Here is a 22,455-nt window from a genome sequence, read left to right on the forward strand (position 1 = left end):
AATGCCCATCATAAGGAGCTTACAATGGGCATTCTAATAAACCATGTATCACCGCTTATAATTACTCCGATTAGATACTTGTTTTTCCGTCGGGAAATCAGCGGGAACCTTTTGGGTTACCTTGCCGGTAGCGGCCCATTCCGCACCTCTTAACAAGGTAATCTGGAAGCCGGCGCATTGCATAGCCGGACAATTCTCTACCGTTTCCCCCGCGTGCCCTAACATCGTATGAAATATACGGGCATTCCCATAATCAACCGTAAAGATCAACGGCTCCTCACGGCCGGAGCCTCCGGTCTCCTTATCCGAATAAGCCGTATACAAGCAATCCTTTATATTTCCCGGGCCACGCATACGATCATATAACTCATCCTGCGCATGTTTCCATTTATTCGGCAGCCCCTTCATGATCGGATGCTCATGGTTCCGGGCATTCAGCACATACTCATGCTGCTTGCCATGAGAGCCACCCACGCCCGCCGAGCTATCCTTTATCAACTTACCATCGCTCCAATATACATAGGGTCCCGCTTTCTCATCCCGGTTCTCCCAACCGCCCAAGGCACAAATCTTATTGTATTCCGGCCAGTTCACGAAGGCGTTATCAGCGGCATGATAGACCACGACACCTCCACCTCCTCGCACATATTCCAAGAAACGACGGTTTGTCTCCTCCGGCCAAGCATCCCCATTATAATCCAGCACCACCAGCTCGTAAGGACTGAAATCCAAGACAAAGCCGGACATATCCTTCCCTGCCTCCGGAGAGACCGCGAAATCCACGGAGAAGCGTCCCGAGTTCTCCAATATCTGTTTAAGCACCACATGGCTCACCTGCCAATTATGGTTATTCTGCCCCGTTATTAATAACGTCTTGATCGGCTTACGGGCCGACATGCCGCATACAACCAGTAAAGCGGCCAAAAGGAAAACGACCTTCCTACAAAATACATGTCTCATGGTATGAATCAGATTTAAGTAAACAATTGATTATCCGTCTTTATTTATCATAACAAAGGGAAGCGGCACCGAATAGCCCCGGATTCTCCAGCTTAGAGAAACGTATCTTCAAGTTCTTGATAGAGTTCGGATAAGCGAAATCCTTCAAGTCCTCATACATGCTCTCCTCAAACAACTCATGGGCGGCGGTCACCGAGCCTCCGAAGACGATCATCTCCGGATCTACCGTCAATACCACGATCTTGATAGCGGCGGCCACATGTACGCCCAACTGCCGGTAAGCCTCCAGCGCCTGCTCGTCCTTCCGCATCGCACGGGTGTACATCTCCTTCCCATCCACGCCCCATACGTTCATGAAATAGGAACCGCTACAGAAATATTCCAAGATATGACCTTGGTAGGGAATCATGCCAAATTCTCCCGAGCCACAATTAGCGTCGGCCAACAGCTTGCCATTCTGGATAATTCCACCCCCCAAGCCCGTACCCAAGGTGAGACCCACGAAGTTATCAACCGTCTTTCCTTCGCCAAAGATACGCTCACCCAGAGCGAAGCAATTCGCGTCGTTATCCACATAAACCGGCACGGAGAAGCAAGCCTCCAATATCTCCTTCAAATGTACCTCCTCCCAATGCGGGATATTCACCACGTTATATACGATCCCCTTCTCACGATCCACCACGCTCGGCACACCGATACCGATAGCTACCACACTCTCGTCCCACACGGAACGGATCACCTCTATCAAAGCCTCCAATGTCTCCTCGCAATCCGCGGCGTCCTTGGGAGTCGGGGCGCTCCCCTGAGCCACTAATCGATCCCCTACGATACGGCCGGCACGCATATTCGTCCCCCCTAAATCCACTCCGATATAAGCGTTTTTCTTCTCTACACTCATTCTTTCCACGATATTAAATTAGATTATACTCCCACAAAGCTAACAAAAAAGGCAATGTTACGAATAACATCACCTTTTAAACTGATAAATTTAATACATCTATGCTTTTTATTTTCCCCGGCGTCAACTCCATCCAGCACGTATACCGACATCGCCTCACGCCTACGCTCGCATAGGCCAACGTCGATATACGTGTGAGGCAATGCCGATATACGTGTAAGACGGCACCATTATAACTACCGCATCAAGCGAAGAACAAGATCAATAATTGCGCCGTAAGTACCCTCAAGAACATGGTCAAGGGGTATACCGTAGCGTAACCTACGGAAGGAGCGTCGTTTCCAGCCGTAGCGTTCGAGTAAGCCAAAGCGGGCGGATCCGTCGTACTACCGGCGATCAAGCCCATTAAGGTGAAATAATTGATCTTATAGAAATAACGGCCTACACAACCGATGATCAGCAAAGGAATCGTTGTGATAATGAAACCGTAACCGATCCAAGCGAATCCACCATTGTTCACGATCGTATCCACAAAACCATCGCCGGCACTGATACCCACACAAGCGAGGAAGAGGGTGATACCGATCTCACGCAACATCAAGTTAGCGCTCTGGGTCGTATAGGTAACCAGCTTATAACGGTAACCAAAACGGCTAATCAAGATCGCCACGATCAACGGACCTCCCGCCAAACCTAACTTAACCGGTTGCGGAATGCCCGGGAACGTGATAGGAATACTCCCCAAGACAATACCGAGGGCAATGCCGATAAAGATCGTGATCAAGTTCGGCTCGTTCAAGCGTTTCAAGGAGTTACCCAATACCTTTTCTACATTCGAGACAGCCGTCTCGGTACCCACCACATTCACACGGTCGCCCACCTGCAACGTCAGAGCCGGCGTAGCTACCAAGTCCACGCCCGCACGGTTGATACGGGTGATATTGATACCATATAATTTACGCAGTTTCAACTGTCCCAGCTTCTTGCCGTTCAACTCCGGTTTCGTGATCAAGATACGGCGGTTGATAAACTGGCTCTCCATACGAATCCATTGCTTGCGCTCCATATCGATCTCCTCGCCAATGAATGTCTTTACGGACTCGGCATCTTGATCGGTCGTGATCACGAAAATCTTATCATCCTCATTCAAGATCGTACCGGCGGAAGCGATCTCGATCTGCTTGTTATCATTACGCCATACACGGGAAATCACGAAATCCAGATGATCCATCAAACCGGATAACTCCCCTACCGTCTTACCGAAAACCGCCGGGTTCTTTACGACCAGCGAGATCGGTTTCGCCTCATTCGTATGCGAGGCATCCTCCTTATTCAAATCGTCATTCTCCTTATCGAAATTCACACGGAATACGTAACGTACGAAAATGATCGAAAGAATAATACCGATCACGCCCAGCGGATAAGCCACGGCGTAACCCAAGGCGATCGTATTATCTGAAACCCCGTACATATCGGAATAAGCCTGCTGAGCCGCACCTAATCCGGGGGTATTCGTCACCGCCCCCGATAAAATACCCACCATCGTAGGCATCGGAATACCTGTCACGAAATGCAATACCAAAGCCGTAGCCACGCCAAGGAAGACAATTCCACAGGCTAGCATATTCAACGTGATTCCCCCCTGCCTAAAAGACGAGAAGAAACCCGGCCCGACTTGCATACCTACCGAATAAACAAATAAGATCAATCCAAATTCCTTAAAGAAATGAATCACATTGTGGTTAACCGTAAACCCAAAATGCCCTAAAATAATACCTACAAACAACACCAAGGTAATCCCAAGCGAAATCCCAAACACCTTTATCTTTCCCAACTGAATGCCGGCGGCAATCACGAAAGATAGTAAAAGGATAGAATGCCCGATACCTTCTCCCCATAATAAGTCGTTTATCCAATCCATGCTAAAATCTTTAAAAATCTTATTACCTATTAATAAAGACGCGAAGTTAGGCATTTACTTTGTGTTTTACAACATAACACCTATATTTACCTTTTAAATTAAAATCTCATGAAAAAGATATATTACATTTTATCAGCATTGTTCCTTTGCGTGGTAGCCACCTCGGCGCAAGAAGCTGGAAAAACGGTAGTTATTAAAACCAATGTAGGTACTATGAAGGCCATCCTGTACGATGATGTGCCTAATCACACCCGTACTTTCATCGAACGGGCAAAACGGGGGGATTTCAACGGGACCTTATTCACCCGTGTCCTGCCGGAGTTTATGATCCAAGGAGGAGCCCCGGATTCCAAGAACGCTCCCGCCGGTGCTAAATGCGGCTTTGGAGATCCTTCCGCCGAGATACCGCCCGAGATCAACGAGAAATATTTCCATAAGAAAGGAGCCTTGGCCGCTCCCCGCCAACCGGACGATATCAACCCGCAAAAGAAATCGGATATGTCGCAATTCTTTATCGTGCAGGGGAAGGTCTATAGGGAAACCGAACTGGATACGTTAGAGCGTACCGCCAACTATCCGGCCCGGCAAAAGGCCCTGAAGGAGTTTTATGCGCCGGTACGTGCGGAGCTGAATATGATAAAGATGAGTAACAAACGGGAGTACCAGAAGCGATTGAGAGCGATCAACGCCCAGATAGACTCCGTTATTCAAGCAACTCCCGGGCATTTGCTATTTACGGACGAGCAACGGAAGGCTTATACCACCGTAGGCGGTTGCCATCATCTGGACGGCACCTATACGATCTTCGGGGAGCTGACGGAGGGATTCGACGTTTTGGATCAGATCGCCACCCAGCCAAAAGACCAGAATGACCGTCCGAAGAAAGACATCCGCATCCAAAGTATAACGATCGAATAATTCACCACTCCTATGTTAAAGAGAGATTTCATCATGGTACAGATCGAGGAACTGGGCAAAGTGATCGCCCAGATCATCTTCAATCGTAATTCCAACGATGGGGCACGCAAGAACCCCGAGTTAATCCAATCCGTCTACACATTCTTAAAACTGGATAACGATTTCTTGCTGAACACGCCTATCGACGGTATCCGCACTTATCTGGACGGTGATGATTCGTGCGGCCTCCAACGCATGGAGCTGGCGAGCAAGACCTTGCTGGAAGAAAGTTTCCTTTTGCCGGAGGCGCAAGGTAAAAAACTCCGGGCAAGAGCGAAAGAGCTATTGGAATATATCCAACGCAACGACACTACGTTCTCGTTGGAACGAGTGGCGTTGCTGGAAGAGATAAATAACTATTGAATAGATTGCGGATCGGTGGTAGGGCCTTCCACGACTAGAAGGCCATTCTCATTGATTCGCATTTTATCGATGAATACGACCCGCTCATCCCCTGTCTTCTGGGTACGCCCGTGGTAAACGCAATACATTTGTTTTCCGTCCTTCGACCAAGTAACGCTATTATGTCCGGTACCCGTGACGATACCGCCTTTTTCCACGTTCTTCTCCAGCACCGGATTATTAGATGCCTTCTCAAACGGTCCTAACGGATGTTCGGACACGGCATATCCCACCGCATAATTTGCCCCGCCAAAATAATTAGCGGAATACATCATATAATACAAGCCGTTGTGACGTAGCATGAAAGAGCCTTCCGTCCAACGACGTCCGACCTCCCCTTTGGTAACCGAGCGACTTTCCCACTCACTTTGCGCATCATCCAATTTTACGGGTGGACGCAGCAGAAGTACGGGTTCCCCAATTACGTGCGTAAGATCCGGAGCGACCTCCACCCCGTAAATCCAGCTTTCCTCAACGGAGTCGAACATGCCTTTCTTCTTTGCCTCATCGGCGATCTCGCTTTCTACCGGATGCTTATAGCAACAACGGGAATAATAGAGATAGGTACGGCCATCCTCATCCTCGATCAAGTTTCCGTCGATTACAGGATATCCCGGATCAAACAAAGGAGCATCGGCCAATTCCTTAAATGGTCCGGTCGGCTTATCCGACACAGCTACGCCGATACGGAAATTTTCCTCCTCGTTGGTCGGATTCTTCCGCCAATCCGCGCTGAAGAACATATAGAACTTCCCGTCACGCTCGTACACTTCCGGCGCCCAGAAATTAGCGATTGCCCAAGAATCGGGCGTATTGCCCCGATAAACCTGCCCTTCCGACTTCCAATGGATCAAATCATCGGAAGAATAGGCGCAAAAACCGTCTACAGCCCCGGCACCGGTACCATACATATAATAACGTCCGTCCGAGGCCAACAATACGTATGGATCGCCAAACTGGACCGACAAAGGATTACTGTACGTTAATTCCGGCTCTTCCGCAGCAGACTTCTTTCCCGTACAACCCGCATTCAAACACATAAGAACTCCCAGACAAAGGGATATTCCTATTTTCATACCACTTTTCATTTTTCTTATTTATTGGATTCTAAATTATACACTCCTTCCGCACAACGTTCCCCGTCGATGGCAGCGGATACGATTCCTCCCGCATACCCCGCTCCCTCACCGCAAGGGAAAAGACCTTTTACCGTGACGTGTTGATAGGTATCCCGATCACGGACGATACGAACCGGAGCGGATGTACGGGTCTCTACGCCGATCATGGTTGCCTCGTTGGTCAAGAAGCCTCTAGAGACCTTACCGAAATAACGGAAACCTTCCCGCAGGCGACTGGTCACGAATTCCGGCATCCAAAAATGCAACGGAGAGGCCAGCAGACCCGGCGTATACGAGGAAACCGGTAAATCGAAAGAGTTCTTCTTCCGCATGAAATCATCCATGCGCTGGGCGGGAGCCGTTTGCTTCATGCCTCCATTCAACCAACAGACCTCTTCCAGACGTTCCTGAAAGGCCATCAACGCTAATGGGGAGTCCGCATCCACCTTCTCGCCATTCCGAAGATAAAGCTCCTCCTGCCCTACCAGTTCGGAATAATCTTCCGGACGGATCTCTACCACCATCCCTGAGTTAGACCAGCGGGAACCCCGGTTAGAAGGCGACATTCCATTTACCACGACCTGCTTAGGTCCGCTCGCCGCAGGAACTACGAAACCTCCCGGACACATACAGAAGGAATAGACGCCCCGGTTATTCGCTTGCGTCACAAAACTATACTCTGCCGCAGGAAGATATTTCCCACGACCTTCTTTCCGATGATACTGGATTTGGTCGATCAATTCCTGAGGATGTTCCAGACGAACACCGACTGCGATCCCTTTCGCCTCGATCTGGATCTGGCGTTCGTATAAATAGTTATAGACATCACGGGCGGAATGGCCGGTAGCTAAGATAACAGGCCCGTAAAAGCTCTTTCCCGTATTCGTCTCGATGCCGATCACCTCGTTCTCTTTCATGATAAAAGCATCCATACGGGTCTCGAAATGTACCTCACCTCCGCATCGCTTGATTTGCTCCCGGATATTCTCGATCACACGGGGGAGCTTATCGGTTCCGATATGCGGATGGGCATCCGCCAAGATAGAGGGACTTGCCCCAAACTGGCAAAAGATATTCAGTATCTTATCTACCGAGCCTCTTTTCTTGCTACGGGTATACAGCTTTCCATCAGAATAAGCGCCGGCACCGCCCTCACCAAAACTATAATTTGATTCTCCGTTCACCTTATGCTCACGACTGATCAAGGCGATATCTTTCTTGCGTTCCCGCACGTCCTTACCTCGCTCGACGATGATGGGGCGCAAACCTAACTCTATCAAGCGCAAGGCGGCGAACAGACCTCCCGGACCGGCTCCTACGACGATCACAGGTTTCCCTGCCGAGACATCTTTATACTCTATCGATTGATATTCCGGCTCGCTAGGCATCTCGTTCATGAAAACACGCAGTTTCACGTTGACAAATATCGTTCGCTGGCGTGCGTCTATCGAACGTTTCAATACACGTACGGCCCGGATATTTTTCGGAGCCTCACCCGTCTCACGGGCTACTACTTGCCTTAGCGATTGCTCATTAACAGCCTCTTCCGGCAATATCCTGAGTTGTAATTCTTTTATCATTGTTTATTATATATTAACCGAATAGTTGCCGAAAGGCTTCCTCCACTTTCTTTACCTGTACGATTTGAATCTTGCTCTTCGCCGTATCGAAACCTTTTAGATTATTATGCGGAATGATAATCCGGGAGAAACCCAGCTTCTCCGCCTCCAAGATACGTTGCTCGATACGGTTGACCGGACGGATCTCTCCGGACAAGCCCACCTCGCCAGCCATACAAACACCCGGCTCGATGCTGATATCCAAGCTAGAGGAAAGGATGGAGCTGATTACCGCCAAATCGATAGCCGGATCATTCACTTTCAAACCTCCGGCGATATTCAGGAAAACATCTTTCTGGATCAACTTAAAACCCGCCCTTTTCTCCAATACCGCCAATAACATATTCATTCGGCGTAAATCGAATCCGGTGGCGCTACGTTGCGGCGTACCGTAAACCGCCGAGCTGACCAAGGCTTGCGTCTCGATCAAGAAAGGACGTACCCCCTCGATAGCGGCGGCGATGGCGACACCGCTCAGTCCCTCATGATTCTGGGTTAATAATAACTCGGATGGATTGCTGACCTCACGAAGCCCGTTCTGGCGCATCTCGTAAATCCCTAGTTCCGCCGTACTGCCAAAACGGTTCTTGATGCTCCGCAGGATACGATACATATAATGCTGATCGCCCTCAAACTGCAACACCGTATCCACGATATGCTCCAATACCTTCGGACCGGCGATACTGCCTTCCTTATTGATATGGCCGATCAATAAGACCGGGACACCGCTTTCCTTGGCGTATTTCAAGATAGCGGCACTACACTCACGTACTTGGGAAACACTGCCGGGGGAAGATTCCACAACTTCCGTAAAGATGGTTTGTATGGAATCTATGATCATCAAGTCCGGCTGGATATTGGCCGCTTGCGTAAAAATCTGTTCCAGATGCGTCTCGCATAGGATGAAACAGTTCGGATTATCATGCGATAATCGGTCCGCCCGGAGTTTCAACTGGCGACTGCTCTCCTCGCCCGAGACATATAGGGTTTTCAAGCCTGTCAAGCCCAACACGGTTTGCAAGACCAAGGTGGATTTTCCAATTCCCGGCTCTCCCCCGATCAAGACCAAAGAGCCTTTCACCAAGCCTCCGCCGAGGACCCTATTTAATTCATCATCTTTTAAATCGATACGGGCCTCCTCTTCCGTCGTTATATCACGCAATAACACCGGACGGATCTTATTGCCCTCCATAATACCGGGAACTGGCCGCTTCACGGCAAGCTCCTTTGTTACGATCTCCTCTACATAGGTGTTCCACTCCCCACAATTCGGGCATTTACCCAGCCATTTCGGGGAATCAGCGCCACAGTTAGAGCAGACATATACGGTTTTTGTTTTCGCCATTCTATCTTGAATTTGGCGTAAAGATACAAAAAACTACTTTTCCCCTACTACAACGATCTTCTTTCCGATACCGCAGCCCTTCTTAATTTCCGGGCTACCTTTCTCCTTATACAAGAATCCGCGGAACATACCGCCACTGTTATAAGGCATGGCGATATTTCCTAGTTTATCCACGGCGATCAAGCCGCCGTTGCCGGCGTTCGTATTCAATTCCGTATGGATGATATAATCTGCCGCTTTCTCTACGCTTTCCTTAAGGTATTTATAGCGGGCACACACATCGAACGCTACCGCATGACGGATAAAATACTCGCCATGCCCCGTACAGGAGACGGCGCAACTGTTATTATCCGCATACGTTCCCGCCCCGATCACGGGCGAATCACCGATACGCCCCCAACGTTTCTTGAACATACCGCCGGTACTGGTCCCGGCCGTTAAGTTTCCTTGCTTATCCAGAACGACACAGCCTACCGTACCGTTCTTCTTACTTTCTTGCTTTAACTTCTCGATCCACTCCATCGTCTTGGGCGTAGCGAAATACATATTGTCTTCTACCATTTCCAAGCCTTGTTCCTTGGCGAACTCCTCAGCACCGGCTCCGCTCAGCATGACATGCGGAGATTTTGTCTTTACGGCATAGGCGGCATTGATCGGATGCTTCACGTGTTTTAAGCCAGCTACAGCGCCTGCGCTTAAATCCTTGCCTTCCATGATGGAAGCGTCCAACTCAAAAGTTCCCTCCGCCGTACAGGTAGCACCAATTCCGGCGTTAAACAACGGATTTCCCTCGAAGTAATTGATTACGGCCATCACCGCTTCCGGCCCCTCGCCTCCCGCAGAAAGGACCTTATCTCCAATCATTAAAGCGGAGTCCAATGCGGCGTAATATTGAGCCGACTTAACCGGATCTTCCTCCAATCCGGCCATCGCCCCCGCACCACCATGTACCACGATTACATACTCCCGGTCTTGCGCAAAAGCAATGGATGACACCATCAAAGCCGTCAAGGCTATCATTTGTTTTAACATGCTATTATATTTAATCATTTATACAATGTTCAAAAATAGAACAAATATCTGAATTATCTTAGAGACATAGACTTATTTCCCGATTTTTATCCGTACATTTACCTCGAACGGTAATCTCTTAAATAATAACATTATGGAAGAATACATCGATTCTATCATAAGAGTGGGAAAGATATTGATCGGAAGCATAATGGTCGTGTTCGTACTCTGGTACATCGTAAAGGATATTGTCAAGGCTTATGGGAAAGATTCGCATGAGCCGGATTAAAAAAAGTGCCGTGGCGATATGACCACGGCACTTCTCTTCATTATATCATAGAGAGCTATTTCATTCGTTCGTATACCATACCGGTCCCGGCTGGCTGCCCATGACGAACTCCAATGTCGCCCCGCTCATGATTTGCTCGTGGGTGATATAACTCTTATCATAAGGTTGTCCGTTCAGCTTCACGGATTGGATATAAATATTCTCCGCAGAGACCTCGGGAGCCAAAACCGTAAAGGTCTTGCCATTACCTACATGCATCTTCACTTCCGGGAACAACGGGGAGCCGATCTCATATTGGCCACTGATCGGATCAACCGGGTAGAATCCCATGGCGCTAAACACAAACCAAGCGGACATCTGCCCACAGTCCTCATTACCACAAATACCGTCCGGGGCATTCAGATACAAATCATGTAATACCTGAGCCACGTATTTCTGGGTCTTCCAAGGCTGGCCGACCTTATTATATAAGTAGATCACATGATGGCTCGGCTCATTTCCATGCGCATATTGACCAATCATGCCTGTACTAAAGATAGGCAATTCCTCATCCGATTTGGGGACATAGGTAAACATACTATCCAATTTCTCGGCGAAACGTTCCTTACTTCCTACCAATCCGATCAAACCGTCCAGATCTTGCGGCACGGACCAGAAATATTGCCAACCATTGCTCTCGCAAATATCTTCCGTATAATCATCGGGGCTGAAATTAGCGGCAAAGTTTCCTTTCTCATCACGAGGCTGCATAAAGGAAGTTGCCGGATTGTACACATTATGATAATTCTGTGAACGTTTAAAGAATTCGTCGGCGATCTCTTTCTTACCCATCTTCTCAGCCATCTTAGCGATGCAATAATCATCGTAGGCATACTCCAAGGTCTTCGATAAAGACCAGTTCTCCCATTTTTTCGGATCGCTATAAGCCGGTACGTAGCCCAACTTCTTATAATCGCCGATACCCCGATAGTCATCCCGGTTGGCTGTCGCTATACAAGCCTCCAGCGCTTTCTCGGCATTGAAATCACCGATACCTTTCAGATAAGCGTCTACGATAACGGGCACCGCATGATAACCGATCATCATATTCGTTTCCCAGCCATAAAGGTTCCATAAAGGCAAAGCCCCGTTCTGCTCATAGAACTTCAAGAAACCCTTGATCATATCATTCGCCCGTTCCGGCTCCGTATACGTAAACAACGGATGGGAGGCACGGTAGGTATCCCATAAAGAGAAAGTAGAGTAATTCGTCCATCCGTCCGCTTTATGGATTTGCTGATCCGGGCCGTAATAAGAACCATCCACGTCGCTATAGATCGTCGGGGCGATCATGGAATGATACAAGGCCGTATAGAATTTCACCATATCGTCTGTATTCCGGCTCTTCACCTCAATCTTGGAAAGCTGTCGGTTCCAATTCGCACTAGCCTGCGCTTGATAGTAATCGAAATCATCCTTCGGGGCTTCCGCACGCAAATTCTTTCCCGCTCCCTCCATGCTGACGCCAGAGATTCCGGTCGTGACAAGGATTTCCTCATCCTTCTTCGTATTGAAATCGAAACGGGCCACATAGGCCGTACCGATCCAACCTTTTTCCTTGGTCACGATAGAAGTCGTATCCATATGACAAGCCACGAAAGGCTTAGAGAAACGGGTCTCGAAATAAACATGCTGCAAGGGAGACCAGCCTTGGGATAGGCGGTATCCACGAATCGTCGTAGAGTCTACCACCTCGATCTTGGAATCCAAGGTAAAGTCCCAATTCATCGCCTTCTTCAAGTTCAAGAATACCGAAGCCTCGGCCTCCGGGAAGGTATACCGCTGGATACCGCAACGCTCGGTAGCCGTAAGCTCCACGTTAATGTTATAATCCTTCAGCAATACCCGGTAATATCCTGCGGAAGCCGCCTCGTCATTATGCGAGAACGTGGAATAGATTCCTAACGGCGCCGGGGCCTCTTTATAAGGACGGGTCACGGGCATAAAAGAGATATCGTATAAATCGCCTGCCCCCGTACCGGAAAGGTGCGTATGGCTAAAGCCGGCGATCGTCGTATCCGGATAGAAATACCCCGAGATGCGATCCCAACCCGGCAAACCGTTATCCGGGCTCAATTGTACCATACCAAAAGGAACTTGGGCTCCCGGGTAGGTATTGCCGGTAAAATCCGTACCGATCATGGGGTTCACATACTGCGAGTAATCCGCCTCCTGTTTCTTTTCAGGCGTGCAGGCCACGAGTGCCAGCAAAGAGACCGCCAATATAGACATGTGCTTCATGTTATGCAATTCGTTTTGAGTTTGAGCAAACATACATAAATTATTTCGAAAGAGAAACAGTTTACGGGGAAAACTTTCTATTTTCATCGGGGTGAAAATCTTTTTTCATTATGATGAGAATCTATTTTCATCAAGGAGAAAATCTTTTTTCATCAAGACGAGAATTCGGTGGAATCCTTTAACTTTGTACAAAAACTACGATAACATGGAAGATAAAACATCGACACTTCGTTTGATCTATCCCCAATGGCAAGGTGGGATCGTGAATCATTGGATGCCCGACCTTCCTGCGGACGACGCTTCCAGAGGGTATTACCTAGGAGCTCAATTACTCAATATCCTCGCTCCCCCAAGTCCCCAGAAAACCGTGGAAGTACCCATCTCACTAGATATAAACGATAGAGAAACGGATCTAGGGATCAGCGCCCGCAAGGTTATTCTGAAACAAACAAAAGCAGCCCTCGAATTACTGCACGAAAACGCTCCAGAAAAGATTATCACCTTAGGGGGCGAATGTTCGGTAAGTGTCGTACCCTTCACCTATCTGGCTGCTAAATATCCGGATGATATAGCCATTGTCTGGATAGACGCACATCCGGATATAAACTTGCCGTATGACGAGTATAAGGGATATCATGCGATGGCCCTTACGGCCTGTCTAGGGATGGGTGATGAAGAGATTCTTCAATTATTACCGGGAATGTTCAAGGTCTCGAATACCTTAATCGTAGGTTTACGCTCGTGGGATGAGGGCATGAAAGAACGGCAGAAGAACTTAGGTATAAAAGGTTTATCACCAGAGGAGGTGGCGAAGGATAGTTCCTCCATCCTCAAGTGGTTAAAAGGGACGGGCGCATCCAAAGTTGTCGTTCACTTCGATATGGACGTAATCGATCCGGCGGATATGATAGCGGGAGTCGGCGTAGAGCCTAACGGGATGAAAATAGACGAGGTCGTACGTGTTATCAACAATATAGCATCCAAGTATGATCTGGTAGGTCTTACGGTAGCCGAGCCGATGCCTCGTATAGCCATCAAGCTAAGGAATATGCTGGACCGGTTACCTTTATTGAAATAATAAAAAAAGACGTAGCCCTTAAACAGAGTTACGTCTTTTTTATATTACATTATTATAACTTTCGGGATTTATTCCTCATTATTATCTTCCTCATTCTCCTCGTCTTCTTCCTTTGGGGCTTTTTTCACGAAGAACGCACTCAACTCATACAAACCGTAGAGCGGTAAGAATACGATACTTAACGTAAACGGATCACTACTTGGAGTGATGAACGCCGCACCAACTAACAAGCCGACAACAGCATGCCGTCTGTATTTATGAAAGAACGAGCGGTTTAGCAGCCCTATCTGAGATAATAGCCAAGATACCAATGGCATCTCAAATACGATTCCCATCACGAATATCAACATCAAGAAGTTATCCATGTAAGAATCAAGGGATACCTGTTCCGTAATGGCGGCACTCAACTCGTAAGTCGCCAAGAAACGTAGTGTCATCGGGAACACCAAGAAATAACCCACTGAGCATCCGATAAAGAACATTATCGTTCCGAACAAGAATACCCAACGTACATTTTTCTTCTCATTTTCGTAAAGAGCCGGACTTACGAACTTCCAGATCTCCCACATCAAATAGGGGAAAGTCAATAATAACGCCAACCAGAAAGAACTTGTCATATGCGTGAAGAACTGGGAAGCCAGCTTGATATTGACAATGTTCACATGGAAAGTATCATTACAAAAGTCCGGGAGAAAAGAAAAATGAGAACTAATCTTACACATTTCCCGATAGACGATGAAATCGGAGCTACACGGGGCCATCACGACATTATCGAACAGCCACGGCATTACCGAGAACCCGGCTATAGCAAAAACAAAGAGCGCTAAAATAGAACGAAATAAAGTCCAACGAAGTTCTTCTAGGTGATCCCAGAATGACATTTCTTCTTGTTGCATCTTCCTTTACTTCTTTTCCGTATCGTCTAATTTGATATCGTCTTCCAATCCTTTTACACCGTCCTTGAAATTCTTCACGCCCTTACCGATACCTTTCATCAGCTCAGGAATTTTCTTACCACCGAAAAGCAATAACACAACAATGGCGATGATCACGATCTCGCCTGTACCTAAGTTTCCTAAAAATAGTAATTCATTCATGATATTATAATATTAGTCATTAATATTCTCGTTTCTATGGGGGCAAAGATACAATTTGTAATGAATAGTAGCCTCATTATTCCAAATTTATTACCTTTGCACCGTCTTAAAAAACTGAAATTAGAAAAAAATTAGAAAGATGAAAGCGTACGTATTTCCCGGTCAGGGGGCACAGTTCGTAGGTATGGGCAAAGACCTCTACGATAATAATCCTCTTGCTAAAGAGATGTTTGAGAAGGCTAACGAGATCCTTGGTTTCCGTATCACGGATTTAATGTTTGCCGGAACAGACGAGGATCTGAGACAAACCAAAGTTACTCAACCAGCGATCTTCTTACACTCTGTCATTCTCGCGAAAACATTAGGTGATCAATTCCAACCGGATATGACCGCAGGTCACTCATTAGGAGAATTCTCTGCCTTGGTAGCTGCCGGAGCATTGTCTTTCGAGGACGGCTTGGTATTAGTTTCCAAACGTGCCATGGCTATGCAAAAGGCTTGCGAGGCAACTCCCTCTACAATGGCCGCCGTATTAGCCTTGCCGGACGCGACGGTTGAGGAAATTTGCGCGAGCATCAAGGACGAGGTAGTGGTTTGCGCTAACTATAATTGCCCGGGCCAATTGGTAATCTCCGGCTCTATCCCCGGTATCGATCAGGCTTGCGAGAAGTTATTGGCCGCAGGCGCTAAGCGTGCCTTGAAGTTGAAAGTAGGTGGAGCGTTCCATTCTCCATTGATGGAACCAGCTCGTACTGAGTTGGCTGCCGCTATCGAGGCTACGACGATCAATAAACCTTCTTGCCCGGTTTACCAGAACGTAAGCACGAAAGCCGAGACTTGCCCGGAAACAATTAAGACTAACTTGATCGCACAGTTAACCGCCCCGGTACGTTGGACCCAAAGCGTACAGAACATGATCGCCGACGGTGCCACTCATTTCATCGAGTTAGGCCCGGGTGCCGTTCTTCAGGGATTGGTTAAAAAGATCAATAAGGAAATGACTACGGAAGGTATGCAATAATTTACCTTTCAATGTAATAGGATAAAAGTCCGAAAAGGATGGAGGGTGATTTTCCTCGTCTTTTCCGGACTTTTTTATATACGATGATGATTCGAAAAGATCTTGAATGCTAAACTAATCAAAGGCCAACGTTGTTTTATACTATAAACACAATTCAGAATATAGAAAATGGAAACAATACAACAGAAAAATAGGATTATCCTACTTTGGCCGGATGGAGCGCCCACTAGTAATGGATTGGCCGGCGTAGAATTGGAAGATGCCCCGAATGCCATATCCAATATATCGAACCCTTCCCTATTGGTTTATCCGGCGACGAAGCCGAATGGCAAGGCGATCTTGATGTGTCCGGGTGGCGGACTTTCCAAGATTTCGATCGGACATGAGGGGCGTGATATGGCCGCATGGTTTAACGCGCAAGGTATTACTTATGCCGTATTGAAATACCGGATGCCGAACGGACATAGGGAAGTTCCTCTGGACGATGTTCGCCAAGGTCTCCGCATCCTCCATAATTACTCGGAAGAGTGGAAGATTACGAAGGTCGGTGTCATGGGTGCCTCCATTGGCGGTTATATCGCCGGGCATGCCGCAATATTCGGGGTAGACGACGCACGTCCAGATTTCCAAATACTCCTTTATCCGGTTATCAGTATGCTACCTCATTTAACGCACCTTAAATCGAGGGAACGGCTATTAGGAGCGAATCCCACGCATGAGGAAGAGGAAGCTTTCTCTTTGGAATTGCACGTAAACTCACTGACACCTCCCGCCTTTATAGCGTTGGCTTCGGATGACGAGGCGGTTAGCCCGGAGAATAGCGTGCTTTATTATCTCGCTTTGCTAAAAAACAAGGTGTCCGCCTCCTTGCATATTTATCCAAAGGGCGGCCATAGTTTTGGGTTCCGGGACAACTTCGTATACAAACGTCAATGGACTGACGAACTGGAGAAATGGCTAAGCACGATTGAGTAAATCTCAAAAAAACGGTGCCACACAAATAAATGCGTGACACCGAAAAAGTATATATAAAACAGACCAAGCAGGTTCGCTATTTAGCGTTCCACCAAAGTGGAGTAGTCGTCAAGTCCGGGCCGCCCAAAAGCTGGAGAGCTTGCGCATAACCCGCTTGATTATTCGTTTGGATATTCGCCGGATAACGATAACGTTTCGGGTAGAAATCCCAACGGCATTCCTTAGAGGTAGCGACCGTCAAAGGAACTTGATTCAATGGGTTGTAATCCTTCTCTACCGCTTGGTTCTCGAAGAAAGGAAGACCTAAACGACGATGATCGCTCCAAGCCTCTTCCGGCAACCAAGGAACTTGCGCTATATATTTCTGGGTGATAATCTTCGTAAGGGCGTCATTATTATAAGCGCCATTCCGATAGATCGAGTTATGGGGATATTCATACGTACGGCTTTTTACCTCCTTCGTATAGGGGTCCGTATAACGGATCGTATATGATTTCGCCTCTGTCGTATGGTCGAAAGCGACGGAAGTACCTACACGGTTGTATTTCTGAGACGATAGGTAATCACCGACTTGGCTCAATAAGCCATGATACTCAAAACTAGCCGTAACACCAGACTCATAATTGGATTTAGCTGTTCCCGGAACTTTCCAGCCTTTCACCGCAGCCTCCGCCAATAAGAAGTAACTTTCCCACGGGCCGAAGAAGACACGCTTATTGGTGCTCATTCGATATTGTTTCGATATAGAGGGATAATTATAATTCTTACCTGTCAGCTCACTTACCAGACCGGCTTTCACGTCCCATTCTCCGGCGACCCAAGTGCCCCACGTATATTTCGGATCGATCGTCAACATATTCTGGGTATTATCCGCCGGATTCTTCAAGTGAACCGGCTTCACCTCGCTGGCCGCACCGATATAATCGGAATAAACCACACCATCATCCCAGCCCACTACACTAAACAACTTCGGGGCACGGGGATCTACATATTGAGGTATACCGTCGAAATAGAAACCGGCGCACGGATCATTCGTCGTCAGCGGGAAGTGCTGGTTCAAATATAAACCTTGATAATCGTATGGATTCTTCAAATGGCTTTTTAAGGAGTCCGGCAACGGAAATTCCTGTCCACCCAAACCAACTACCAAGTTCTTAAACGTCACGGACATTGCCTGCCCGTTCCAAGGACGAGACATCACGCTCGTCAACTCATCCCACCCCTCTTTCTCCTGCACGGAAGCGATATCGGTTGGCTCGGAGATAAATGTCTTAGAGGCGGCATCCTCAAATTCCGCTCTCGCCAAGGCAGGATCGACAGCCGAGATACGCATCGCCAAACGCATACGCAAAGAGTTGGCGTACTTTTTCCATTTCGTAACATTTCCCGCATAGAAAGCATCCTCGTTAGCCATAGCGGACATATCCAAGGAGGGGTCTAACGCAGACTCAGCTTCCCGTAACTCTTTCAATATAAATTGATAGATAGCTTCTACACTATCGTACTCAGCCGGTACACCGGAGAAAGCGGCCAACGCAGGGATCGGCCCGAAACCGTCAGCTACTTCCGAGTTCAAGTAAGCACGCCAGATACGGGACATCTGGATCACGTTCTTATAATAAGGATAGGTATCCGCCTCGCCATTGGCAACCATCTGCTCTCCTAACTGGATCGCTTTGGTCACTTGATTCAGCCAACCTACGGCGTAATCATTACTCAAGTAGATCGTACTATAATCATTGTTATCCGTACCGATCGTAAAACCACTTCCCCTATTGAAACGGGAAGCACGGTCCCAGTACAAGATAAAGATACGCTCGGCTATCTCTGGGTTCATCTGGTCTCCCATGATAGAGGCATTCAGGAACCATTGGGGCTTCACCTTATCCTCTCCCACAAGATTCGGGTCCTCATTGATCTCCTGAAAGTCATTACAGGAAGAAAGAAGAGCAGCCACCGATACCAATCCGGTAAAAAGTATATTTCTTGTTTTCATCTTCATCATTTTTATCGTAATTCAAATTATCATGTATTCCATTAGAATCCCACGGTTACGTTAAACGTATAGGAACGGCTGGTCGGCGCGGCTCCATTCTCGAATCCGGTAGCGTTGGTATTCGTGGCGGCAACGGACTCGGGGTCGATACCCGGCAAGTTATAATGGATCATCCAAACATTGTTACAAGTAGCGGATAGACGTACACGCTGGAAAGGCGTTTTCTTCAACATCTGTCGATTGAACTCGTAGCCAAAGGTGATATTACGCAAACGGACATTGGTGGCGCTATAGGTATAAACCTCTGGTAAACCATAATTTCCGGTAGACCCAATACGCTCCCAATAGTTCTGGGGAGTGACGGCGACCGTATTCTCCGCATAACCACTACCCTGTTGAACCACGGTATTCGGTACCACGAATTCGGCACGATCACCATTCACCACTGTTCCGGCGGCGTTACCCCGGGTATACAGGTTGGAGGCTGTCGCCGAATAGATGCTACCACCGATACGGAAGTCTATCAAGAAGCTCAGGTTAAAACCTTTATAAGAGAAATTATTGGTCCAACCCATCATCCAATCCGGACTCTGGTTTCCTACTTTCGACTTCTCGGTAGAGATCAAAGGCAAACCATCATCACCTACGACGATCTTTCCATAGTGAGGACTATTCTCATCGGTCACACGCATAAAGGTCTGCCCGTAGATCTCACCATAATAACCACCTACCGGAGCTACGATCTGGATAGCGTCGAACGTCTTTATATCATATAGATTCACGCCCTCGTATAATTCCTTGATCTTATTCCGGTTCAAGGAGAACTGCGCCGTAGAGCTCCAGCTCAATCCGGCGGGATTGTCTAGAATCGTACCGTTCAAGGAGATCTCCAAACCCTCGTTCTGAATGTTACCCGCATTAATCTTACGGGAAGCATAGCCGGAGAACGGGTCCATCGGTAAATCCAGTAACTGGCGGGTAGCGTTGGACTTATACCAAGCGGCATCCAAGCCTAACCGGTTATTGAAGAAACGGATATCGAAACCGGCCTCCCATGATTTAATCAACTCACTACGTACATCCGAGTCGTAAAGTACCTTACCCGGTTTCGCCGTCGTATTCCCGTTGGGGTCCTTGCCTACAGAGTAGAAGTTATATAATTGATACGGGTCCAAGTCGTTACCTACCTCAGCGAAGGAGGCACGTACCTTAGCGAAAGAGAACCAATCCGGCATGCTTCCGCCAATCTTCGGCAACATATCGGAGATCACCGCAGACAAGCTGACAGACGGATAGAAATAAGAGCGGTTGGCTTTCGACATCGTAGACGACCAATCGTTACGTGCCGTAACATCCAAGAACAGATAACCATCCCAGTTCAACTGCAACGACCCGTACAAGGAATTCATACGACGGCGGATCAACTCGGAAGTGACCGTCGGCTTATTCACGCCATTATTCAGCGAGAACAAGTTCGGCACCAACAACTCTCCGGCAGAAGCGTTCATCTTATTACGTTGCTGGAGCATCAAGTTACCACCGAAAGTAACGAAGCCTCCCAGCCGATCGATCAAGTTATCCTTCCGGGCCGTAGCCAAGAAACTGAAGTTATTCTCATAGAAGGTCTCCGATCCCTCGGTATACAGACCTCTCGGACTGGTATTACCACCGGCATATACTTTCTCGCTCTTCGTCGTGGTATAATAATCCGTACCACCTCTCAACTCAATATCGAACCAATCGGTCGGGGCATATTTCAAGGAGATATTTCCTAACAAACGGTTACGGGTATCCTCGTTCTGGCGATAACGGGTCACCCAATAAGGGTTCTCCTGCGGATTCTTGGAGGCATCATACCAAATCATATTGCCTTGCTCATCCACGTCATCCTCAAACTCACGGATATTCAAGGAACGAGGCAGGTTATAGATCGTATTGAAAGCGTTCGAGGGATTCACGCCCTGAATCGGGCGGTTATGCGCGTTTTGATTGATATAATTCACCTTGGCATCTACTTTCCACTTTTCCGCCTCATCCAAGAAAGTGGTGGCACGCAAGGTAATATTCGTCTTGTTTAGTTTTGAGCGTGGGGTGATACTAGCATCGTCGGAACGGTTTACGGAGGCGAATACCGCCGTACCCTTTATGTTCTGCTGGAAGCTGACACCCTCGTTAAAGGAGGTTCCGGTGCGGAAAAAAGCGTCGATATTATCATAAGTATGCAGAGGGATTTGGTTGCCTCTCCAATCGGTTACCATTTGTCCCATGGCTTTCGGTCCCCAGCTAAGGCGGGATTGGTTATCGTAAACGCCCACGGAGCCTTGTCCGAAGTCGTTCTGTAAATCAGGTTTCAGGAAAATCGTCTCGGCGGTGATACCGGCGTTGATCGTAATACCGAGTCCCTCGTTCTTACGTCCGGACTTGGTAGTGATCAAGATCACGCCGTTACCGGCACGTGAGCCATAAAGGGCGGCGGCGGAAGCACCCTTCAATACCGTCATGGACTCGATATCTTCCGGGTTGATATCCGAAAGGCCGTTACCCATGTCCGCTCCGGAGTTACCCCATACATCATCCACGCCACCGGTGAAGTTATCCATCGGGGTACCGTCTACGACGATCAAGGGCTGGTTGCTACCCGTCAAGGAGTTGTTACCACGAAGTACGATCTTAGAAGACCCTCCTACGCCATTGCTTGAACGGACGATCTGCAAACCGGAAACCTTACCGGAAAGGGAGTTCGCCAAGTTCGGCTCACGGGAGGCCAAGAGGTCATCCCCTTTCAACTCCTGCATGGCATAACCCAAGGCTTTCTTATCCCGTTTCATACCCAAGGCGGTCACCACCACCTCATCGAGTTTCTGGGTATCTTCCACGAGTTTAACCGTAATCTCGGACTGGCCAGTATACGGGATGTCTTGCGAGGTATAACCGATAAACGATATCTGTATGATATCCCCTTTCTTCACGTTATCCAAGGTAAAATGTCCGTCCAAGTCGGTCATAGTACCATTGGTAGTTCCTTTCACGATTACGGACGCCCCGGTAACGGGTCCTAAGGCATCCTCAACTATTCCCGACACCTTTGCGTTTTGCTGTGAAATGTCAACCCTCGGAATCCCGGACATAGGCGTGGCGTATAAGTTTCCCGAGAACCCAAGCGCCCCTACCAACAGGATTAAGCTGACTGGTCTGAATCTTTTCAACATAACTACTGTTTTTTGTTTATTTTTCTAGACAATGTTTTAGTTTTTGCGTCAACAAATGTCATTTATCCTGTATAAACATAAAAAGGGCAGATATGTTTTGAGTTTAACATATACAAGAGGTAACTGGTGAGGATACCGCAACTACTCTCTCCTTACAGACAAAACGAATAAGAGTTATCCTTACTAACATCCATAAAAAATTGATTTACAGAAATTTTAACCAAAGGATAACCAAACCGTAAAAGAGGCAGGAAGCCGTTAGTTATTCACTTCAGAAGC

18 protein-coding genes are annotated in these 22,455 nt (G+C 47.8%); 6 read left to right on the plus strand and 12 right to left on the minus strand.

Annotation, left to right across the window (positions count from 1 at the left end; all coding sequences use genetic code 11):
* Positions 1–48 precede the first annotated feature (48 nt).
* The 3 genes from BDI_RS08750 to BDI_RS08760 all read right to left on the minus strand — a co-directional run bounded on the left by BDI_RS08750 (position 49) and on the right by BDI_RS08760 (position 3,779).
* A complete protein-coding gene (locus BDI_RS08750) occupies positions 49–960 on the minus strand; it encodes a ThuA domain-containing protein (protein WP_005858233.1) in 912 nt (303 codons plus the stop codon).
* Positions 961–1,000: 40 nt separating this feature from the next.
* On the minus strand, positions 1,001–1,858 hold the full coding sequence (locus tag BDI_RS08755; RefSeq protein WP_011966581.1) for an ROK family protein: 858 nt from the start codon (positions 1,856–1,858) through the stop codon (positions 1,001–1,003).
* Between the two features lie 244 nt (positions 1,859–2,102).
* Complete coding sequence (locus tag BDI_RS08760) at positions 2,103–3,779, minus strand: putative transporter (RefSeq protein ID WP_011966582.1); 1,677 nt, start codon at positions 3,777–3,779, stop codon at positions 2,103–2,105.
* 108 nt (positions 3,780–3,887) lie between these two features.
* Here BDI_RS08760 and BDI_RS08765 point away from each other — a divergent pair, with 108 nt between their 5' ends.
* Together BDI_RS08765 and BDI_RS08770 are read left to right on the plus strand one after the other, a co-directional pair.
* Entirely contained in the window at positions 3,888–4,697 is an 810-nt protein-coding gene (locus BDI_RS08765) for a peptidylprolyl isomerase (protein ID WP_005858239.1), read from the plus strand.
* A gap of 12 nt (positions 4,698–4,709) precedes the next feature.
* A complete protein-coding gene (locus BDI_RS08770) occupies positions 4,710–5,099 on the plus strand; it encodes a hypothetical protein (protein ID WP_005858241.1) in 390 nt (129 codons plus the stop codon).
* Here BDI_RS08770 and BDI_RS08775 read toward each other — a convergent pair.
* Genes BDI_RS08775 through BDI_RS08790 form a run of 4 tightly spaced genes read right to left on the minus strand, consistent with a single transcriptional unit; the run spans position 5,093 to position 10,252 of the window.
* Complete coding sequence (locus BDI_RS08775; protein WP_005858243.1) at positions 5,093–6,214, minus strand: glycoside hydrolase family 43 protein; 1,122 nt, start codon at positions 6,212–6,214, stop codon at positions 5,093–5,095. The two genes, BDI_RS08770 and BDI_RS08775, sit on opposite strands and share 7 nt — an antisense overlap.
* A 17-nt stretch (positions 6,215–6,231) precedes the next feature.
* A complete protein-coding gene (locus BDI_RS08780) occupies positions 6,232–7,836 on the minus strand; it encodes an NAD(P)/FAD-dependent oxidoreductase (RefSeq protein WP_011966583.1) in 1,605 nt (534 codons plus the stop codon).
* A gap of 13 nt (positions 7,837–7,849) precedes the next feature.
* Positions 7,850–9,220 carry a DNA repair protein RadA gene (radA, locus tag BDI_RS08785; protein ID WP_008779514.1) on the minus strand — a complete coding sequence of 457 codons (1,371 nt, stop codon included), beginning with the start codon at positions 9,218–9,220 and terminating at the stop codon, positions 7,850–7,852.
* Positions 9,221–9,253: 33 nt separating this feature from the next.
* Positions 9,254–10,252: an isoaspartyl peptidase/L-asparaginase family protein gene (locus BDI_RS08790; RefSeq protein WP_008778111.1), complete on the minus strand. Its 999-nt coding sequence runs from the start codon at positions 10,250–10,252 to the stop codon at positions 9,254–9,256.
* Positions 10,253–10,385: 133 nt separating this feature from the next.
* Here BDI_RS08790 and BDI_RS21345 point away from each other — a divergent pair, with 133 nt between their 5' ends.
* On the plus strand, positions 10,386–10,520 hold the full coding sequence (locus tag BDI_RS21345; protein ID WP_005858250.1) for a hypothetical protein: 135 nt from the start codon (positions 10,386–10,388) through the stop codon (positions 10,518–10,520).
* Positions 10,521–10,580: 60 nt separating this feature from the next.
* Here BDI_RS21345 and BDI_RS08795 read toward each other — a convergent pair whose 3' ends face one another.
* Entirely contained in the window at positions 10,581–12,887 is a 2,307-nt protein-coding gene (locus BDI_RS08795; RefSeq protein ID WP_008779512.1) for a GH92 family glycosyl hydrolase, read from the minus strand.
* A gap of 118 nt (positions 12,888–13,005) precedes the next feature.
* On the opposite strand from BDI_RS08795, the gene BDI_RS08800 reads away from it, so the two are divergent.
* Positions 13,006–13,878: an arginase family protein gene (locus BDI_RS08800; RefSeq protein ID WP_011966584.1), complete on the plus strand. Its 873-nt coding sequence runs from the start codon at positions 13,006–13,008 to the stop codon at positions 13,876–13,878.
* A 68-nt stretch (positions 13,879–13,946) separates the two neighbouring features.
* Here the strand turns inward: BDI_RS08800 and tatC are convergent, their stop codons facing one another.
* Positions 13,947–14,774 carry a twin-arginine translocase subunit TatC gene (gene tatC, locus BDI_RS08805; protein WP_005858256.1) on the minus strand — a complete coding sequence of 276 codons (828 nt, stop codon included), beginning with the start codon at positions 14,772–14,774 and terminating at the stop codon, positions 13,947–13,949.
* Positions 14,775–14,780: 6 nt separating this feature from the next.
* Positions 14,781–14,975 (minus strand): Sec-independent protein translocase subunit TatA/TatB, encoded by a 195-nt coding sequence (locus tag BDI_RS08810; RefSeq protein WP_005858259.1) that lies wholly within the window; start codon positions 14,973–14,975, stop codon positions 14,781–14,783.
* 139 nt (positions 14,976–15,114) lie between these two features.
* On the opposite strand from BDI_RS08810, the gene fabD reads away from it, so the two are divergent.
* Positions 15,115–15,996 carry an ACP S-malonyltransferase gene (gene fabD / locus BDI_RS08815; protein ID WP_005858261.1) on the plus strand — a complete coding sequence of 294 codons (882 nt, stop codon included), beginning with the start codon at positions 15,115–15,117 and terminating at the stop codon, positions 15,994–15,996.
* 168 nt (positions 15,997–16,164) lie between these two features.
* Positions 16,165–16,971 (plus strand): alpha/beta hydrolase, encoded by an 807-nt coding sequence (locus BDI_RS08820; protein ID WP_008779510.1) that lies wholly within the window; start codon positions 16,165–16,167, stop codon positions 16,969–16,971.
* 76 nt (positions 16,972–17,047) lie between these two features.
* On the opposite strand, the gene BDI_RS08825 is transcribed toward BDI_RS08820, so the two are convergent.
* On the minus strand, positions 17,048–18,967 hold the full coding sequence (locus tag BDI_RS08825) for a SusD/RagB family nutrient-binding outer membrane lipoprotein (RefSeq protein ID WP_011966585.1): 1,920 nt from the start codon (positions 18,965–18,967) through the stop codon (positions 17,048–17,050).
* 41 nt (positions 18,968–19,008) lie between these two features.
* Positions 19,009–22,176, minus strand: coding sequence for a SusC/RagA family TonB-linked outer membrane protein (locus tag BDI_RS08830; protein ID WP_008779508.1), 3,168 nt, complete (start codon positions 22,174–22,176; stop codon positions 19,009–19,011).
* Positions 22,177–22,455 lie beyond the last annotated feature (279 nt).

This window comes from Parabacteroides distasonis ATCC 8503, assembly GCF_000012845.1.
Taxonomy (GTDB): domain Bacteria; phylum Bacteroidota; class Bacteroidia; order Bacteroidales; family Tannerellaceae; genus Parabacteroides; species Parabacteroides distasonis.

What these genes read in the sequence shown, in the direction of transcription:
- BDI_RS08760 (WP_011966582.1), bottom strand. Translation starts at nt 3,779, where the DNA reads ATGGATTGGATAAACGACTTATTATGGGGAGAAGGTATCGGGCATTCT.
- BDI_RS08750 (WP_005858233.1), bottom strand. Translation starts at nt 960, where the DNA reads ATGAGACATGTATTTTGTAGGAAGGTCGTTTTCCTTTTGGCCGCTTTA.
- BDI_RS08830 (WP_008779508.1), bottom strand. Translation starts at nt 22,176, where the DNA reads ATGTTGAAAAGATTCAGACCAGTCAGCTTAATCCTGTTGGTAGGGGCG.
- BDI_RS08810 (WP_005858259.1), bottom strand. Translation starts at nt 14,975, where the DNA reads ATGAATGAATTACTATTTTTAGGAAACTTAGGTACAGGCGAGATCGTG.
- BDI_RS08765 (WP_005858239.1), top strand. Translation starts at nt 3,888, where the DNA reads ATGAAAAAGATATATTACATTTTATCAGCATTGTTCCTTTGCGTGGTA.
- fabD (WP_005858261.1), top strand. Translation starts at nt 15,115, where the DNA reads ATGAAAGCGTACGTATTTCCCGGTCAGGGGGCACAGTTCGTAGGTATG.
- BDI_RS08825 (WP_011966585.1), bottom strand. Translation starts at nt 18,967, where the DNA reads ATGAAAACAAGAAATATACTTTTTACCGGATTGGTATCGGTGGCTGCT.
- BDI_RS08775 (WP_005858243.1), bottom strand. Translation starts at nt 6,214, where the DNA reads ATGAAAATAGGAATATCCCTTTGTCTGGGAGTTCTTATGTGTTTGAAT.
- radA (WP_008779514.1), bottom strand. Translation starts at nt 9,220, where the DNA reads ATGGCGAAAACAAAAACCGTATATGTCTGCTCTAACTGTGGCGCTGAT.
- tatC (WP_005858256.1), bottom strand. Translation starts at nt 14,774, where the DNA reads ATGCAACAAGAAGAAATGTCATTCTGGGATCACCTAGAAGAACTTCGT.
- BDI_RS08780 (WP_011966583.1), bottom strand. Translation starts at nt 7,836, where the DNA reads ATGATAAAAGAATTACAACTCAGGATATTGCCGGAAGAGGCTGTTAAT.
- BDI_RS08755 (WP_011966581.1), bottom strand. Translation starts at nt 1,858, where the DNA reads ATGAGTGTAGAGAAGAAAAACGCTTATATCGGAGTGGATTTAGGGGGG.
- BDI_RS08770 (WP_005858241.1), top strand. Translation starts at nt 4,710, where the DNA reads ATGTTAAAGAGAGATTTCATCATGGTACAGATCGAGGAACTGGGCAAA.
- BDI_RS08820 (WP_008779510.1), top strand. Translation starts at nt 16,165, where the DNA reads ATGGAAACAATACAACAGAAAAATAGGATTATCCTACTTTGGCCGGAT.
- BDI_RS21345 (WP_005858250.1), top strand. Translation starts at nt 10,386, where the DNA reads ATGGAAGAATACATCGATTCTATCATAAGAGTGGGAAAGATATTGATC.
- BDI_RS08795 (WP_008779512.1), bottom strand. Translation starts at nt 12,887, where the DNA reads ATGAAAATAGAAAGTTTTCCCCGTAAACTGTTTCTCTTTCGAAATAAT.
- BDI_RS08790 (WP_008778111.1), bottom strand. Translation starts at nt 10,252, where the DNA reads ATGTTAAAACAAATGATAGCCTTGACGGCTTTGATGGTGTCATCCATT.
- BDI_RS08800 (WP_011966584.1), top strand. Translation starts at nt 13,006, where the DNA reads ATGGAAGATAAAACATCGACACTTCGTTTGATCTATCCCCAATGGCAA.